This is a genomic window from Bradyrhizobium sp., assembly GCF_052389815.1.
Lineage (GTDB): Bacteria > Pseudomonadota > Alphaproteobacteria > Rhizobiales > Xanthobacteraceae > Bradyrhizobium.
Map to the genome: position 1 here is coordinate 256,144 of NZ_JBQTHN010000005.1, position 14,569 is coordinate 270,712.

At 66.1% G+C, this 14,569-nt stretch carries 14 protein-coding genes and 1 tRNA gene; 11 read left to right on the forward strand and 4 right to left on the reverse strand.

Going from position 1 to position 14,569, the window contains the following annotated elements:
• Window positions 1–5: 5 nt before the first annotated feature.
• Both ACT4OC_RS02070 and ACT4OC_RS02075 read left to right on the forward strand, forming a co-directional pair.
• On the forward strand, window positions 6–2,669 hold the full coding sequence (locus ACT4OC_RS02070; protein WP_444837340.1) for a flavin-containing monooxygenase: 2,664 nt from the start codon (window positions 6–8) through the stop codon (window positions 2,667–2,669).
• 157 nt (window positions 2,670–2,826) lie between these two features.
• Complete coding sequence (locus ACT4OC_RS02075) at window positions 2,827–4,581, forward strand: B12-binding domain-containing radical SAM protein (protein ID WP_444837341.1); 1,755 nt, start codon at window positions 2,827–2,829, stop codon at window positions 4,579–4,581.
• A gap of 5 nt (window positions 4,582–4,586) precedes the next feature.
• Here the strand turns inward: ACT4OC_RS02075 and ACT4OC_RS02080 are convergent, their stop codons facing one another.
• The 3 genes from ACT4OC_RS02080 to ACT4OC_RS02090 form a co-directional block, all read right to left on the reverse strand.
• Window positions 4,587–5,648: a ketopantoate reductase family protein gene (locus ACT4OC_RS02080; RefSeq protein ID WP_444837342.1), complete on the reverse strand. Its 1,062-nt coding sequence runs from the start codon at window positions 5,646–5,648 to the stop codon at window positions 4,587–4,589.
• Window positions 5,649–5,719: 71 nt separating this feature from the next.
• Window positions 5,720–6,991 (reverse strand): NAD(P)/FAD-dependent oxidoreductase, encoded by a 1,272-nt coding sequence (locus ACT4OC_RS02085; RefSeq protein ID WP_444837343.1) that lies wholly within the window; start codon window positions 6,989–6,991, stop codon window positions 5,720–5,722.
• 148 nt (window positions 6,992–7,139) lie between these two features.
• Window positions 7,140–7,216 (reverse strand) — tRNA-Pro (locus ACT4OC_RS02090).
• Window positions 7,217–7,285: 69 nt separating this feature from the next.
• Between ACT4OC_RS02090 and ACT4OC_RS02095 the strand changes: the two genes are divergently transcribed.
• The 4 genes from ACT4OC_RS02095 to ACT4OC_RS02110 all read left to right on the forward strand — a co-directional run bounded on the left by ACT4OC_RS02095 (window position 7,286) and on the right by ACT4OC_RS02110 (window position 10,806).
• Window positions 7,286–8,278, forward strand: coding sequence for an L-threonylcarbamoyladenylate synthase (locus ACT4OC_RS02095; RefSeq protein ID WP_444837344.1), 993 nt, complete (start codon window positions 7,286–7,288; stop codon window positions 8,276–8,278).
• A 73-nt stretch (window positions 8,279–8,351) separates the two neighbouring features.
• On the forward strand, window positions 8,352–9,779 hold the full coding sequence (locus ACT4OC_RS02100) for an FAD-binding oxidoreductase (RefSeq protein ID WP_444837345.1): 1,428 nt from the start codon (window positions 8,352–8,354) through the stop codon (window positions 9,777–9,779).
• Window positions 9,776–10,228 (forward strand): GNAT family acetyltransferase, encoded by a 453-nt coding sequence (locus ACT4OC_RS02105; RefSeq protein WP_444837346.1) that lies wholly within the window; start codon window positions 9,776–9,778, stop codon window positions 10,226–10,228. Before ACT4OC_RS02100 ends, ACT4OC_RS02105 begins: the two co-directional genes overlap by 4 nt.
• Window positions 10,225–10,806: an NUDIX domain-containing protein gene (locus tag ACT4OC_RS02110; protein ID WP_444837347.1), complete on the forward strand. Its 582-nt coding sequence runs from the start codon at window positions 10,225–10,227 to the stop codon at window positions 10,804–10,806. The genes ACT4OC_RS02105 and ACT4OC_RS02110 overlap by 4 nt, the downstream gene beginning before the upstream one ends.
• Window positions 10,807–11,008: 202 nt before the next feature.
• Here ACT4OC_RS02110 and ACT4OC_RS02115 read toward each other — a convergent pair whose 3' ends face one another.
• Window positions 11,009–11,767, reverse strand: coding sequence for an SOS response-associated peptidase (locus ACT4OC_RS02115; protein WP_444837348.1), 759 nt, complete (start codon window positions 11,765–11,767; stop codon window positions 11,009–11,011).
• Window positions 11,768–11,829: 62 nt separating this feature from the next.
• Here ACT4OC_RS02115 and ACT4OC_RS02120 point away from each other — a divergent pair, with 62 nt between their 5' ends.
• From ACT4OC_RS02120 to ACT4OC_RS02140, 5 genes are all read left to right on the forward strand, one after another.
• Window positions 11,830–12,324 carry a hypothetical protein gene (locus ACT4OC_RS02120; protein ID WP_444837349.1) on the forward strand — a complete coding sequence of 165 codons (495 nt, stop codon included), beginning with the start codon at window positions 11,830–11,832 and terminating at the stop codon, window positions 12,322–12,324.
• A 66-nt stretch (window positions 12,325–12,390) separates the two neighbouring features.
• Window positions 12,391–12,819, forward strand: coding sequence for an NUDIX hydrolase (locus tag ACT4OC_RS02125; RefSeq protein WP_444837350.1), 429 nt, complete (start codon window positions 12,391–12,393; stop codon window positions 12,817–12,819).
• 54 nt (window positions 12,820–12,873) lie between these two features.
• Window positions 12,874–13,251: a TIGR02301 family protein gene (locus ACT4OC_RS02130; protein WP_444837351.1), complete on the forward strand. Its 378-nt coding sequence runs from the start codon at window positions 12,874–12,876 to the stop codon at window positions 13,249–13,251.
• A 1-nt stretch (window position 13,252) separates the two neighbouring features.
• The gene (locus ACT4OC_RS02135) at window positions 13,253–13,897 is read left to right on the forward strand and encodes an HAD family hydrolase (RefSeq protein WP_444837352.1); all 645 of its coding nucleotides are present in this window, start codon (window positions 13,253–13,255) and stop codon (window positions 13,895–13,897) included.
• Between the two features lie 139 nt (window positions 13,898–14,036).
• Entirely contained in the window at window positions 14,037–14,303 is a 267-nt protein-coding gene (locus tag ACT4OC_RS02140; protein WP_444837353.1) for a hypothetical protein, read from the forward strand.
• Window positions 14,304–14,569: the final 266 nt, after the last annotated feature.

A 14,569-nucleotide genomic window follows, 5' to 3' on the forward strand; every position in this document is an offset into this window, starting at 1 on the left:
TTGGCATGCCAGAGGCAATGGTCGCACCGCGTGCTTCGGAAACAGCAGGCAGCGCAGCAACACAAACCGTCGACGTCGCCGTGGTCGGCGCCGGATTTGCCGGCCTCTATTTGCTGCATCGCCTGCGCAAGGCGGGCTTTTCCGCCGTCGTGCTGGAGGAAGCCGACGACGTCGGCGGCACCTGGTACTGGAACCGCTATCCCGGTGCGCGCTGCGACATCCAGACCATCGACTACAGCTATTCCTTCGATCCGGAGCTGGAGACCGCCTGGAAATGGTCGGAGAAATACGCGACCCAGCCGGAAATCCTGCGCTATCTCGGCTTCGTCGCCGACCGCTACGATCTGCGCCGCGACATCCGCTTCGGCACCAAGGTGACTTCGGCGACATGGGTCCAGCCCGCCCAGCGCTGGCAGATCGCGACCGACAAAGGCGCCAAGGTATCCTGCCGCCACTACATCATGGCGACCGGCTGCCTCTCCACGCCCAAGCCGCCGGAAATCGACGGCGTCAGGGATTTCGAGGGCGAAGTCTATTTCACCGGCCGCTGGCCGCATGACGGCGTCAAGCTCGCGGGCAAGCGCGTCGCCGTGATCGGCACGGGGTCGTCGGGCATCCAGGCGATTCCGATCATCGCCGAGCAGGCCGCGCAGCTCACGGTGTTCCAGCGCACGCCGAACTTCGCGCTGCCCGCCCGCAACGGCGCGCCGCCGGCCGATCGTCTCGCCGCGCTCGAAGGCGATCGCGCCGCCTATCGCGAGCAGGCGCGCCAGTCGATGGCCGGCGTGCCATGGCCGCAGCAGACGGTGGTAAGCTGGCAGCTCAGCGATGCCCAGCGCCGCGAGCGCTTCGAGACCGCATGGGCCGCCGGCGACCTCGTCTACATCCTCACTCAACTTTGGGCCGACCAGGGCGTCGATGTCGACGGCAACAGGATCGTCGCCGACCTGATCCGCGAAAAGATTCGCGCGGTCGTGAAGGATCCAGAGACCGCGGAGGCGCTGAGCCCGCACGATCATCCATTCGGCGCCAAGCGCCCCTGCCTCGACACCAACTACTACGCCACCTATAACCGCCCCAACGTTACGCTGGTGAATTTGCGGCAGGAGCCGGTCAAGGCGATCACGGCATCGGGCATCGCCACAGACAAGCGCAGCTTCGACGTCGACGTCATCGTGTTCGCCACCGGCTTCGACGCCATGACCGGCGCGATCATGGCGGTGCATCCCATCACCGGCCGCGACGGCAAATCGCTGTCCGATGTCTGGGCCCATGGTCCGCAGAGCTATCTGGGCCTCACGGTCTCAGGCTTCCCCAATTTCTTCATGATCACCGGCCCCGGCTCGCCGTCGGTGCTGTCGAACATGGCAGTGTCGATCGAGCAGCACGTCGACTGGGTCGTCAATCGGCTCGCGGCGTTGCGCGAGGCCGGCTTCACCACCGTGGAGGCGACCGAGACGGCGCAAGCCGGCTGGGCGCAGCACATGGCCGATTGCGCCGGGCTGACGCTGCATCGGCTGGCCAACACCTGGTACACGGGCGCCAACGTGCCCGGCAAGGCGATAGGCGTGATGCCGTATACGGGCGGCGTCGGCCCCTATCGCAGCATCTGCGACGAGGTCGTCACCCGCGGCATGCTGGGCTTCCGCCTCACCGGCCCCGGCGTCGCCGAACAGTGCAACGACGGCGAGGTGGTGCGGCTGCAGCCCGACGTGCGGCTGGTGCTGGGCCTCCTTGCGTCGCTGAACCTGCCGCCGATCGAGACTATGGGCGCGCAGGGCGCCCGCGACTTCGTCAATGAGTTCAACAAGGGCCGGCCGTTCGGCCGCCCGGTCGGCGAAGTCGGCGACGGCGTGCTGATGGGCGCCGACGGACCGCTGCCCTACAAGCTCTACCGGCCGGCGTCGCCCGGGCCGCATCCCATCGTGGTCTATTTCCACGGCGGCGGCTGGGTGCTGGGCGACCAACAGTCCGACGATCCCTTCTGCCGCGACCTGTGCCGGCGCACCGACATGATCGTCGTCAGCGTCGACTATCGCCACGCGCCCGAGCATCGCTTCCCGGCCGCCGCGGAAGACGGCTATGCCGCGACGCGCTGGATCGCCGATCATGCCGCAGAGCTCGACGGCAGGCCGGGACCGGTGCTGGTCGCCGGCTGGAGCGCCGGCGGCAACATCGCGGCCGTCACCTGCCAGCTCGCGCGCGACCGCGGCGGGCCCGAGATCGCGGGCCAGCTCCTGATTTGCCCGGTCACCGACTGCAGCTTCGACCGGGCGTCCTACATCGACAACGCCGCGAACTATTTCCTCACCCGCGGCCTGATGTTCTGGTTCTGGGACCTCTACTGCTCGCCCGCCGACCGCACCGATCCGCGCGTCTCGCCGCTGCGCGGCAAGCTCGAGGGCCTGCCGCCGGCCTTCGTCACGACCTGCGAGTTCGATCCGTTGCGCGATGAAGGCGTTGCCTACGCGGAAGCGCTGCTTGCTGCCGGCGTACCGGTCGAGCAGCTCAAGGCCCGCGGCCATTTCCACTCGTCCTTCACCATGGTCGATGTGGTCATCACCGCCGTTCCCGGCCGCATCAAGATGGCCGAGGCGCTGCGGCGCTTTGCGGGACTGCCGCCGGAAGTGAAGCCTGCGCCGCAGAAGCTGGAGGCCGCGGCGAGCTAGCGCGAAGGCCGATTGCCGCACGGCCGTGCCGACCACGCCCATTGCCGATTTCGCGGCAATGGGCTTCCTCTCCCGCGGTTTACCCCGAAACGCCAGCTTGGCGTGCGGCAGGTTCCGCGCTACCTTCTGCCCGCTATTTTCAGAAAGACATTTCGTGATGAGCAAGACTTTCCGGCTTGTTCTGATCAAACCGTCTCATTACGACGACGAAGGCTACGTCATCCGGTGGTGGCGTGGCGGCCTGCCCTCGAATTCCTTGGCCTGCCTCTACGGCATCGCGCTGGACTGTCACGAGCGCCAGGTTCTCGGCGCCGATTTCACCATCGACATCGCCGCCATCGACGAGACCAACTGCAAGGTGCGGATCGAGGATCTGGCGCGCTCGATCGAGGCGGCGGACGCCGGAATGGTGATGCTGGTCGGCGTGCAGTCCAACCAGTTTCCGCGGTCGCTCGATCTGGCAAGGCGATTTCGCAAGCTCGGAATCCAGGTCGCGATCGGCGGATTCCATGTCTCCGGCACGCTTTCGATGCTGCCGGAGCGCGATCCCGGCGTCCAGGAGATCATGGACCTCGGCGTGTCGGTGTTCGCCGGCGAAGCCGAGGGGCGGCTCGAAGGACTGTTGCACGACGCGATAAGCGGGCAGCTGCGGCCGCTGTACAATTTCATCGACGACCTGCCGGCGCTGGAGGGCCAGCCGTTGCCGATCATTCCCCGCCAGCAGATCGAGCGGGTCATCGGTCACACCACGAGCTTCGACGCGGGGCGCGGCTGCCCGTTCCAGTGCTCGTTCTGCACGATCATCAACGTGCAGGGCCGCCTGTCGCGGCGCCGCAGTGCGGACGACATCGAAGCCGTGATCCGCGCCAACGTCGCCCAGGGCGTCCATGCGTTCTTCCTCACGGACGACAATTTTGCGCGCAACAAGGATTGGGAGAGCCTGCTCGACCGGATCATCGAGCTGCGCGAGAGGGAGGGCTGGGACCTGCGCTTTACCATCCAGGTCGATACGCTCTGCCACAAGCTGCCGAACTTCATCGAGAAATGCGCCAAAGCCGGCGTCCGACGTTGCTTCATCGGCCTCGAGAACATCAACCCGGACAGCCTGCTCGGCGCCAAGAAGCGCCAGAACAAGATCACCGACTACCGCGAAATGATGCTGGCCTGGAAGCGGGCCCGCATCATGACCATCGGCGGATACATTCTGGGATTTCCCAACGATACGCCGGCGTCGATCGTCCACGACATCGGGATCATCAAGCACGAATTGCCGATCGACATGCTGGAGTTCTTCTTCCTCACGCCGCTGCCCGGCTCGGAGGACCACAAGATCCTCTACACCAAGGGCGTGGCGATGGATGCCGACCTCAACAAGTACGATCTGGACCACGTCACGGTCGGCCACGCGAAGATGTCGAAGGCGGAATGGGAGCGAGCCTACCGGCTGGCCTGGGATACCTACTATAGCTGGGACCACGTCGAGACCCTGATGCGCCGCGCTGCGGCGGCCGGCAACAACGTCGGCAAGATCGGAACCTATGCGCTCTATTTCATGGGCTACCACCCCATCGAGCACGTCCATCCGCTCGAGGGCGGCGTGCTGCGGCTGAAGAGCCGGCATGAGCGGCGGCCGCATCTGCCGGTCGAACCGGTCCTGCTGTTCTATCCGCGCTATCTTGCGGACACCGCCGCGAAGGCGCTGCGCTGGGCTTCGCTTGCGATCCGCCTGCAAAGGCTTGCGCGCAAGGTCAGGAAGGATCCGCGCCGGCTCGACTACATGGACCAGGCGCTGACGCCGCTGACCAACGAGACCGACGACCTCGAATTGTACAAGACGAGGTCCAGCCAGGCCTTCCTCGAGCAGCGCCGGCACGTCGAGGACGCACAGAGGGGCAAGCTGGCGGCGCATTAGCGGTTCTAATTCAACCGCAGCTCGGTGATGTGACGCGGGTCGGCCCTCAACTCGCCGCGCTCCACCTTCGTGACCAGCTCCGTCAGCACCGCATTGGCGCGGCAGGCGATGCCGACCTTCGCGCCTTCGCGCACCACGAGGCCGTTGAGGAAATCGATCTCGGTGCGCCTTCCCTTCTGCATGTCCTGCCCCATCGAGGGACGCTGCTCCGACGAGGTGCGCTTGCCGTCCTTGAACCGCTGCGCGTCGCAGGCCTGCATCGCGGCCTCGTCGCCCTCGCCGGCGCGCGCGATCGTCTCCGGCGGCAGGTGCAGGATCTCCTCGAGCTGATAGCCCTGCGCCTGGCCGACGCGGATCGCCTCGCTGCCGAGGCGAACCGAGAAGCGGCGGATCGGCTCGCTCTCCAGCATCTGCCCACCGGTGAGGCCGGTGCAGGCCGACAGCCCGTTGCCCATGACGTTGGCGACGAGCTTCGACCAGCGCTCGCCCCACAGATTGTTGGTGACCCTGGCGCTGTCGGAATAGGCGACGAGGCGGCAAATCTCGTGCGCGCGATCGGTGATGCGCCCGTGCACCTCGCCGGTGCGAAACACCGTGTGCGCCGCCCCGCCCTTCCCCGCGCCGCGATGAATGTGCCCGGGCGCGGGCAGATTCACGGTGATGCTGCTGGCGATGCAGCCGAGCGTCTTGCCCCAGCCGACGATGCCGGCGATGGTCTCCTCGTTCATGCAGTTCTGCAGCGACACGACGTAACCGTCGGGCGCGAGATACTGCCTGATCATCATGGTCGCCCACGACGTGTCGTAGGACTTCATGCAGACGAAGGCGATGTCGACCGGCTTCTCCTTCGACAGCTGCTGCACGTCGGTAACGTGCAGCGCCCGCACCGGCACCGAGAATTCCGCGACGTCCTTCGCGTGCGTGACGCGCAGCCCGTGCTTGCGCATGTGCTCGACATGCTCCGGCCAGGGATCGATGAAGGTGACGTCCTCGCCCGCCTGCACCATATGCGCGCCGGCATAGCCGCCGACGGCGCCCGCTCCCACGATGGCGATTTTCCGACGCATGCGCTCCCTCCCGGCGCTTGTTCGTTGAGCGGACCCTAGCGCACCATCGGGACGGATCACAAACGCGCAGCTCAAAGGAAACGAGCGGGCGCGAAGGGTTCGAGCGGAATTTCCGGCGCCTTGCCGCTCAACAATTGCGCGACGAGACGGCCGGTGCGGGCAGAGCCGACGAGGCCGACATGGCCGTGGCCGAACGCATAGACGATGTCGCGCGAGGCGCGGGCATAGCCGATGCAAGGCCGGCCGTCCGGCATGCTCGGGCGATGCCCGAACCAGGTCTTGATGCGCGCGGCCGGAATGGTCTTCGGCAGCTTGGGAAACATGCCGACGAGATGGTCGCGCAGAATCTCGGCGCGCTTCCAGTTCGGCGCGGCCTCGAGGCCGGCGATCTCGACCGTGCCGGCGGCGCGCAGGCCCTTGTCCGTCCAGTTGACCACCATCTTGGCGTCGGAGACCATCATCGAACTACGCGGCCCGGATTCCGGATCCTCGATCATGACGTGGTAGCCGCGCTCGGTCTCCAGTGGCAGCGGATCGCCGACGGACGCAGTGAGCCGCTTCGAACGGGCGCCGGCGGCAACCACTGCGGCATCGCAGGCAACCTCGCCGGTCTCGGTGACGACGGCGACGAGCTTGCCGCCGTCGAGCTTGAGGCCGGTCGCCTTGGCGCGCACGAGCTTGGCGCCGTTTGCGAGGGCGTGATTGGCGAGTGCTGCGACATAGGCGCCGGGATCGCGGCAGCGCCCGGCCTCCTCCACCATCACACCAAACGTATAGCGCGGATGGAGATCAGGCTCGCGCTGGCGCATCTCGTCGGAAGTCAGTTCCAGCCACTCGATGCCGACGCGCTTGCGGATACGCCAGCCAAGATCACCATCGAACGACGCTCGCGAGGGAAAGACGTGCATCACGCCGTTGCGTTCGATCAGTTCGGGAACACCGGCCTCTTCCGCGAGCTTCCTGTGCAGCAACGGCGCGTCCCTCAGGAGCTCGCGCAGCGCTCGCGCCGTTTTCTCGACCTTGGCTTCGGTCGAGCCCGAGAGCAGATAGCGGATCAGCCAGGGCAAGGCCTTGGGCAGATACGACCAGCGGATGGCAAGCGGCCCGAGCGGATCCATCAGATAGCCCGGCACCTTCTTCCAGATGCCGGGCTCCGACGGCGGGATTACCGAATGCGAGGACAGCCAGCCGGCATTGCCATAGCTTGCGGCCTGTGTGCCGCCGGGCTCGCCGGGATCGATCAGCGTTACGCGATGGCCCTCGCGCAGCGCCTCGATGGCGCTGATCACGCCGACCGCGCCGGCTCCGATGACCGCAACGTGGCGGCTCTCAAATCCCGTCATCGGCCCGCCTCCTCATGGTGGCCGAATCCTGCATGACAAATTGGAGGCAAGGTAGCCGGTCGCCGGCGGGACGCGATGCACCGAACGGGCGAATCGGAGGTTGACTCGGCAATCCGCACCGATCAGAAGAAAAAATCCAATGGATTAATGGTCGGAGTGGCAGGATTCGAACCTGCGACCCCTGCTTCCCGAAAGCAGTGCTCTACCGGGCTGAGCCACACTCCGACTAGGAACGCGGCTTATAGCCTCCGGCCTTCGCCACCGCAAGAAGCGGAATTGAGGAATTTTGTCCTAGTGAATCCGGCCCTGAAGTCCCAAATCCTGGCCGCCGGCGAGGCCGCGGTGGCCACGGCGGCGCGCACCCTGGCCGGCGGCGGGCTGGTCGCCTTCCCGACCGAGACCGTCTACGGCCTCGGGGCCGATGCCGCCAACCCCGCGGCGATCGCCCGCCTCTACCAGGCCAAGGGCCGGCCCGCCTTCAATCCGCTGATCGCCCATGTCGGCGACCTCGCTGCGGCGAACAAGATCGCGCGATTCGATGCGGACGCGCTGAAGCTGGCGAAGGCCTTCTGGCCGGGGCCTTTGACCCTGGTGCTGCCGAAGACGGAAGGCTGCACCGTCGCCGATCTCGCCACGGCCGGCCTCGACACGGTCGCGGTGCGCGTGCCCGCCCATCCAGTGGCGCGCGACATCCTGCGCGCGTTCGGTGGACCCGTAGTGGCGCCGTCGGCGAATCTCTCCGGCCATGTGTCGCCGACCACGGCGGCGCATGTCGAGCACGATCTCGCCGGGCTGATCGATCTCATCATCGATGGCGGGCCGGTGGAAGTCGGCGTCGAATCCACCATCGTCGGCTGCTTCGAGCAGCCGACGCTGCTGCGCCCCGGCGGCGTGCCGCGCGAGGACATCGAGCGCGTGCTCGGCCGCGCGCTGGCGCAAGCTCCCCGGGAAGCCGATGCCGACAGCGCGCAGCCGCTCGCCCCCGGCATGCTCGCCTCGCACTACGCGCCGCGCACGCGCGTGCGGCTCGACGCGGAGGACGTCGCGCCGGGCGAAGCGCTGCTGGCGTTCGGATTGCACCGATTGCACGGAGCGGATCGCGCGGTTGCGATCATGAATCTTTCGGCGGAGCGCGATCTCGCTGAAGCCGCCGCCAATCTTTTCGGTTATCTTCGAAGCCTCGATGCGAAGGGAGCAACCACCATCGCCGTGATGCCCATCCCGGACGAAGGATTGGGTGAAGCCATCAACGACCGGCTGCGGCGCGCGGCGCTGGGACGAGCATGATCCCGAAAAGTGGGAACCGGTTTTCGGACAAGATCATGCTCAAAAAAAGAGACTGACTAAAGGAAGAGAAGACGTGAACATCGTCCAGCAAGCCATGCCGCCACTATCCGGCGAGTTGATCGCGAAATTCCGCGCCGTCGTCGGCGACAAATATGCGGTAACCGATCCGGCGGATATCGCGCCCTACACCACCGAGGAGCGCGACCTGTTTCGCGGCCGCTCGCCGCTGGTGCTGCGCCCGGGCTCGACGGCGGAAGTTTCCGCCATCTGCAGGCTTGCCAACGAGCATCGCATCGCGCTGGTGCCGCAGGGCGGCAACACCGGCCTCGTCGGCGGGCAAACGCCGCACAATGGCGAGGTCGTGGTCTCGCTGCGCCGGCTGGATAAGATCCGCGAGGTCGATACCGCTTCCAACACCATGACCTGCGAGGCCGGCGTGATCCTGCAGGTGGCGCAGCAGCGCGCCGCCGACGCAGGCCGCCTGTTCCCGCTGTCGCTCGGCGCGGAAGGCAGCTGCACCATCGGCGGCAATCTCTCCACCAATGCCGGCGGCACGGCTGCATTGGCGTATGGCGTGGCGCGCGAGATGGCGCTCGGGCTCGAGGTCGTGCTTGCCGACGGCCGCGTGCTCAACGCTCTGTCCAAGCTGAAGAAGGACAACACCGGCTACGATTTGCGCAACCTCTTCATCGGCGCCGAAGGCACGCTCGGCATCATCACCGCGGCAACGCTAAGACTGTTTCCGAAGCCGCATGCGGTCGAGACCGCCTTTGTCGGCCTCAAATCGCCGGCGCAGGCGCTCAGGCTGTTGGAGATCTCGCAGAACGAAGCGGCCTCGGGCGTCACCAGCTTCGAGCTGCTGGCCGACATCGCGGTGGATTTCTCGATCCGCCACGGCATCGGCGTGCGCGATCCGCTGACGTCCAAGCACCCCTGGTACGTGCTGATGGAGCTGTCGTCGGTGCGCGACGACGCCCGTACCGCGCTGGAATCGATCCTGGAGAAGGGCATGGCGGAGGGTATCGCCGACGACGCCGTCATCGCCGCGAATTTGAGTCAGCGCCAGGCGTTCTGGAAACTGCGCGACGAGATGTCGGCGGCGCAGAAGCCGGAAGGCGGCTCGATCAAGCACGACATTTCCGTTCCCGTCGCCGCCGTGCCCGGCTTCATCGCGGAGGCCAACGCCGCCGTGGTCGAGCTGATCCCGGGCTCGCGGCCGGTGCCGTTCGGTCATCTCGGCGACGGCAACATCCACTACAACGTCAGCCAGCCCGTGGGCGGCAACACCGCCGACTTCATGGCGCGCTGGCACGAGGTCAACAAGGTCGTGTTCGACATCGTGCTGCGCATGGGCGGCTCGATCTCCGCCGAGCACGGCATCGGCGTGCTCAAGCGCGACGAGCTGCCCGACGTGAAGGACAAGACCGCCATCGAGCTGATGCGCAGCTTCAAGGCGCTGCTCGATCCCAACGGCATCATGAACCCGGGCAAGGTGCTGTGAACGCGCCCTCGCCCGTCGCTGCGCTTGCCGTCGCCGAGATTGCGGATGCCGATGTCGAAGCCGTCGTCGCGCTGTGGCAGGCTTGCGGCCTGACCCGGCCGTGGAACGATCCGGCCGCCGACATTGCGCTGGCGCGCCGCAGTGCAAATTCCACGGTGCTGGTCGGCCGCGCGAACAGCGCGATCGTGGCGACCGCCATGGTCGGCCACGACGGCCATCGCGGCTGGGTCTATTACGTCGCGGTCGATCCCGTCAGGCAAAAGAAAGGCTTTGGCCGCGTCATCATGATCGCCGCCGAGCAATGGCTGCGCGCCGCCAGCGTGCCGAAACTGCAACTGCTGGTCCGCCGCGAGAATGCGCAAGCCGGCGCGTTCTACCAGTCGCTCGGCTATGAAGAAGCCGACACCGTCGTGTTCGCCAAATGGATCGACGGGCGCAAGACAATATGACGATCTCCGACCGCATCCGCGTCAAGAGCATCCGCCCGCTCTCCGATGGTCATTTCAAGCTGAATGCCGTCACCTTCGACTGGCGGCGCGACGACGGCCAATGGCAGACGCAAAGCCGCGAGGTGCTCGATCGTGGCGGTGCCGCCGTCTTGCTGCCTTACAACCTCGCGCGACGGACGGTCGTGCTGGTGAAGCAGTTCCGTTATCCCGCCTATGCAACCGGCTACGATGACCTCTTGATCGAGGCCGTCGCCGGCCTGCTCGACAACGCCGCCCCCGAAGAACGCATCCGCCTCGAGGCTGAGGAAGAGACGGGCTACCGGCTGCACGAGGTCCGGAAAATCTTCGAAGCCTTCATGAGCCCGGGCGCGTTCACCGAGAAGGGCCACTTCTTCGTCGCCGAATACGAGCCATCGATGCGCGTGAGCGCCGGCGGCGGCCTCGCCCACGAGGGCGAGGAGATCGAGGTGCTGGAGCTTCCGGTAGACGAGGCGCTGGCAATGATCGAGGGCGGCCGCATCGTCGATGCCAAGACGATCATGCTGCTGCAACACGCGGCGCTGAAGATTTTCAAATAGCTGTCGTCCCGGGCAAGCGAGCCAACGGGTCGCGCGAACGCGCGCCCGATGACAGGCTCCGCGAGCGCGACCCGGGACCCATAACCACAGCCGTTCGTTATGCGAAGGCTGTGGCTCCAGCTTGCTTCAACAATACAATCCTGTGGTTATGGATCCCGGCCTTCGCCGGGAAGACATCGGAGTTGGACGCGCGATCAACGCGTCAAAACAAGCTCCCCTGCCCGTCATCGCCGCCGCTCGGCGCCTTCCTCGCCGCCGCCCGCTTCGGCTTCGGCGCCTCGGCCGCGCGCTGCTCGTCTGATATCGGCAGCACCAGCTGCGCATCGTCATTGGCGACGTGATTGACCCGCGTCGAGATCTCGTGCCACGCGAACTCGCCCTCCTCCGGCCCGGTCAGCATCGCCATCACACCCTCGGCTGAGTCGGATGAGCAATCCAGCCATTGCTCGAAGGCATCTTCGGCGATCGTCACGGGCACCCGGTGATGCAGCACAGCCAAATCAGGGCTTGCCGGCGCGGTGGCGATGGCGACCGTGTCGACCTCCTCGCCGTTCGGCCCGACCCAGGTTTCCGCCAGCCCCGCAAAGCCGAACGGCTCCCGGTCGCGGCGATAAATGAAATAGGGCCGCTTGCGATCGGCCGAGACGTGCCATTCGTAATAGCCGTCGGCCGGGATCAGGCAGCGCCGCCGCCGGATCGCGTTCTTGAAGGCCGGCTTGTCCTGCACGGTCTCGCTGCGCGCGTTGATCAGCAGCGAGAACTTCCGGGGGTCCTTGACCCAGGCCGGCACCAGCCCCCAGCGCATCAGCCGGAAGTGCCGCGCGCCCTGGTCGAGGATCACGACCGGAACGGGCTGGGTGGGGGCAATGTTGAACCTCGGCGGGAAATTCGGCTGTTCGGCGTAGCCAAATACCTGCCGGATCGCCGCCGGAGGCGATGTAATCACGAAGCGTCCGCACATTCTGCAACCCGGACAGGCACTTGTTGAGGGCCCATTAACTCCAAACGTTAACACTGGGAAAGATGAGCTCAGCGGCCTCCCCATCCGCGCGTTCCAATCCGACGGGCATCGACGAGGCCCGCTCGGCGCAATTGCGCGCGGCCAACATCAACCCGCGCACGGGGCTCGCCACCGACTACCTCAATCATTTCAACGAAGCCATCATGCTTCTGGAAATGATCCCCGATATGCCCGAATGCGCCGAGGACTTTCTGCTGTGGTGCCCGCTGTCCTACGCCGAGCACTTCACCGCCTCCAATTTCAAGGCGCGCGACCTCGCCATCGAGGCCTACGAGCAGGCCCATCCGGCGATCCGCGGCGAGTTCGACCGGCTGACAAGCACCATGACCTCGATCCTGACCGCGGTGGGGCAGGCCATGCGCGAGGTCTCGCAGGACAAGACCCGCGCGACGCTGGCCGAACAGGCGACCGGCTGGGTCAAGCCGCTGGTGACGCTCGCCGGCGGCGTCATCAATGGCGGCCACGAGGCCGACATCGACACCATCATGGCGGGCTGAGCATGATCCGGAAAAGTGTGAAGCGGTTTTCCGACAAGATCATGCTCAAACAATAAGCTGAGCCGCGTGGCCCCGATCGATCATCCGCAGCGACCGCAAGTAGCCGTCAGCGCCGCCATCTTCCGCGACGACAAGGTGCTCTTGGTGCGGCGCGCCCGCTCGCCCGGCAAAGGCTTCTACTCGCTGCCCGGCGGCCGGGTCGAATTCGGCGAGTCCCTGCACGCGGCCCTGCACCGCGAGGTGGACGAGGAGACCGCGATCAAGATCGACATCGTCGGGCTCGCCGGCTGGCGCGAGGTGCTGCCCTCGGCCGGCGGCGGCGGGCACTATCTGATCATGACCTTTGCCGCGCGCTGGAAGGCGCTGGAACCGGTGCTGAACGACGAGCACGACGATTTCAAATGGCTGAGGCCGGGCGAGCTCGGCGAGCTCAAGATGACCGGCGGACTTCAAGAGGTGGTTCAGGCCGCCTGGCGGATTATTAACGCGCAATAACAGGGTTTTGCGCCTTGCTTCGAACCCATTGAGGGGGCATATCGGGGCTCGATTATGCCCAAGCATTTCGCCGCCATTTTCCTCCTGGTTTCGGCCGTCCTGACCGCGCCTGCACGGGCGCAGGATGCAGCCGCGCCCTTCGACGGCGATCTGCAGCGCCTCGCCGAGATCCTCGGCACCCTGCACTATCTGCGCGCAATCTGCGGCAACAATGAAGGCCTGAAATGGCGCAACGAGATGCAGGCGCTGATCGACGCCGAGACGCCCTCCGGCGACCGCCGCGCCCGCATGATCGCCGCCTTCAACCGCGGCTATAACGGCTTCCAGCAGACCTACCGCACCTGCACGCCGGCCGCCAGCGTAGCGGTCCGCCGCTACATCGACGAAGGCGTCAAGATCTCGCGCGACCTGACGGCGAGATACGCCAACTGACATGGACACCATCTTCTTCGACCTCGACGGCACCCTCACCGACCCCAAGCCGGGCATCACCGGATCGCTGCAATATGCGCTGGAGCAGCTCGGCCGTCCCGTGCCCGCGCAGGACGAACTGGCCTGGTGCATCGGCCCGCCGCTGCGCGACAGCCTCGTGGTGCTGCTCGGCGGCGAGGTGGATGCCGATCGCGGCGTGGCGCTCTACCGCGAACGCTTCGGCGATGTCGGCCTGTACGAGAACAGCCTCTACCCCGACATCGCGGCGACGCTGGCGGCGCTGAAACCCCGCGCGCGGCTGTTCGTCGCCACCAGCAAGGCGCACGTCTTCGCCGACCGGATCGTCGACCATTTCGGCCTGCGCCCCCATTTCGACCATGTGTTCGGCGCCGAGCTCGACGGCACCCGCGCCAACAAGGGCGACCTGCTCGCCTTTGCCCTCGAACGCACCGGCACCGATCCGTCGCGGGCGATCATGATCGGCGACCGTAGCCACGACATCGTCGGCGCGAGGCGAAACGGCATCGACGGCATTGGCGTGCTCTACGGCTATGGCAGCCGCGAGGAACTGACGGAGGCCGGCGCGGTGCACCTGTGCGCGACCCCGCTGGCGATCGCCGAGCACCTTTCGGCGGGCCTGAATTAGGCGGCCGCGGCCTTAACTTCAAAAAGAAGAACCGCGTTAACCTTTCCTAAAGAACTGCCCTAGGCGGGCGGGGAGCCCGTGCTACACCACCTTTCGCCAGACGCGTTCCGGGGAGCGCGTCAGAAATCCGTTGAGTGCAATGAGCCTGCCTGCGCCCTATTCCACCGCCCGCGAACCCTTGCCTGACTACGAGCAGAAGCAGGCGGCGCTCGGCTACCTCAACGAGGCCTGGGCCGAAGCCCGCCACGACGGCGTCGACGGCGATTGCCTGGCGCAGGCCAGCATGTTCGCCGCTTTGGCCGAGCTCGTCACCACCTATGGCGAGGACGCGGTGGCAAAGTTCGCCGAAGGCCTGCCCTCGCGCGTGCGCAACGGCGAGTTTTCGCTGCGTTTGGCGAAGCAGTAATCTCCTTTCGTCCCTGCGAAAGCAGGGACCCATACGCCGCGGCCGTCGTTGTTGAAACGAGCCGGCCGTCGATTTTCGCTCAACAACAACGCCCTGTGGTTATGGGTCCCTGCTTTCCAGGCTGTGTGAAAAGTCGATCATGACGAAGCTCGGTAGAATGGATTGCTAAGCGGGGCCGCTGGTCAGCCTTTCCAAAGAACGTTCGTTTGCAACTCAAGCACACGAGGGAATTTGGTTCTACAACAAATCGCGAGCGTCGACTTTTC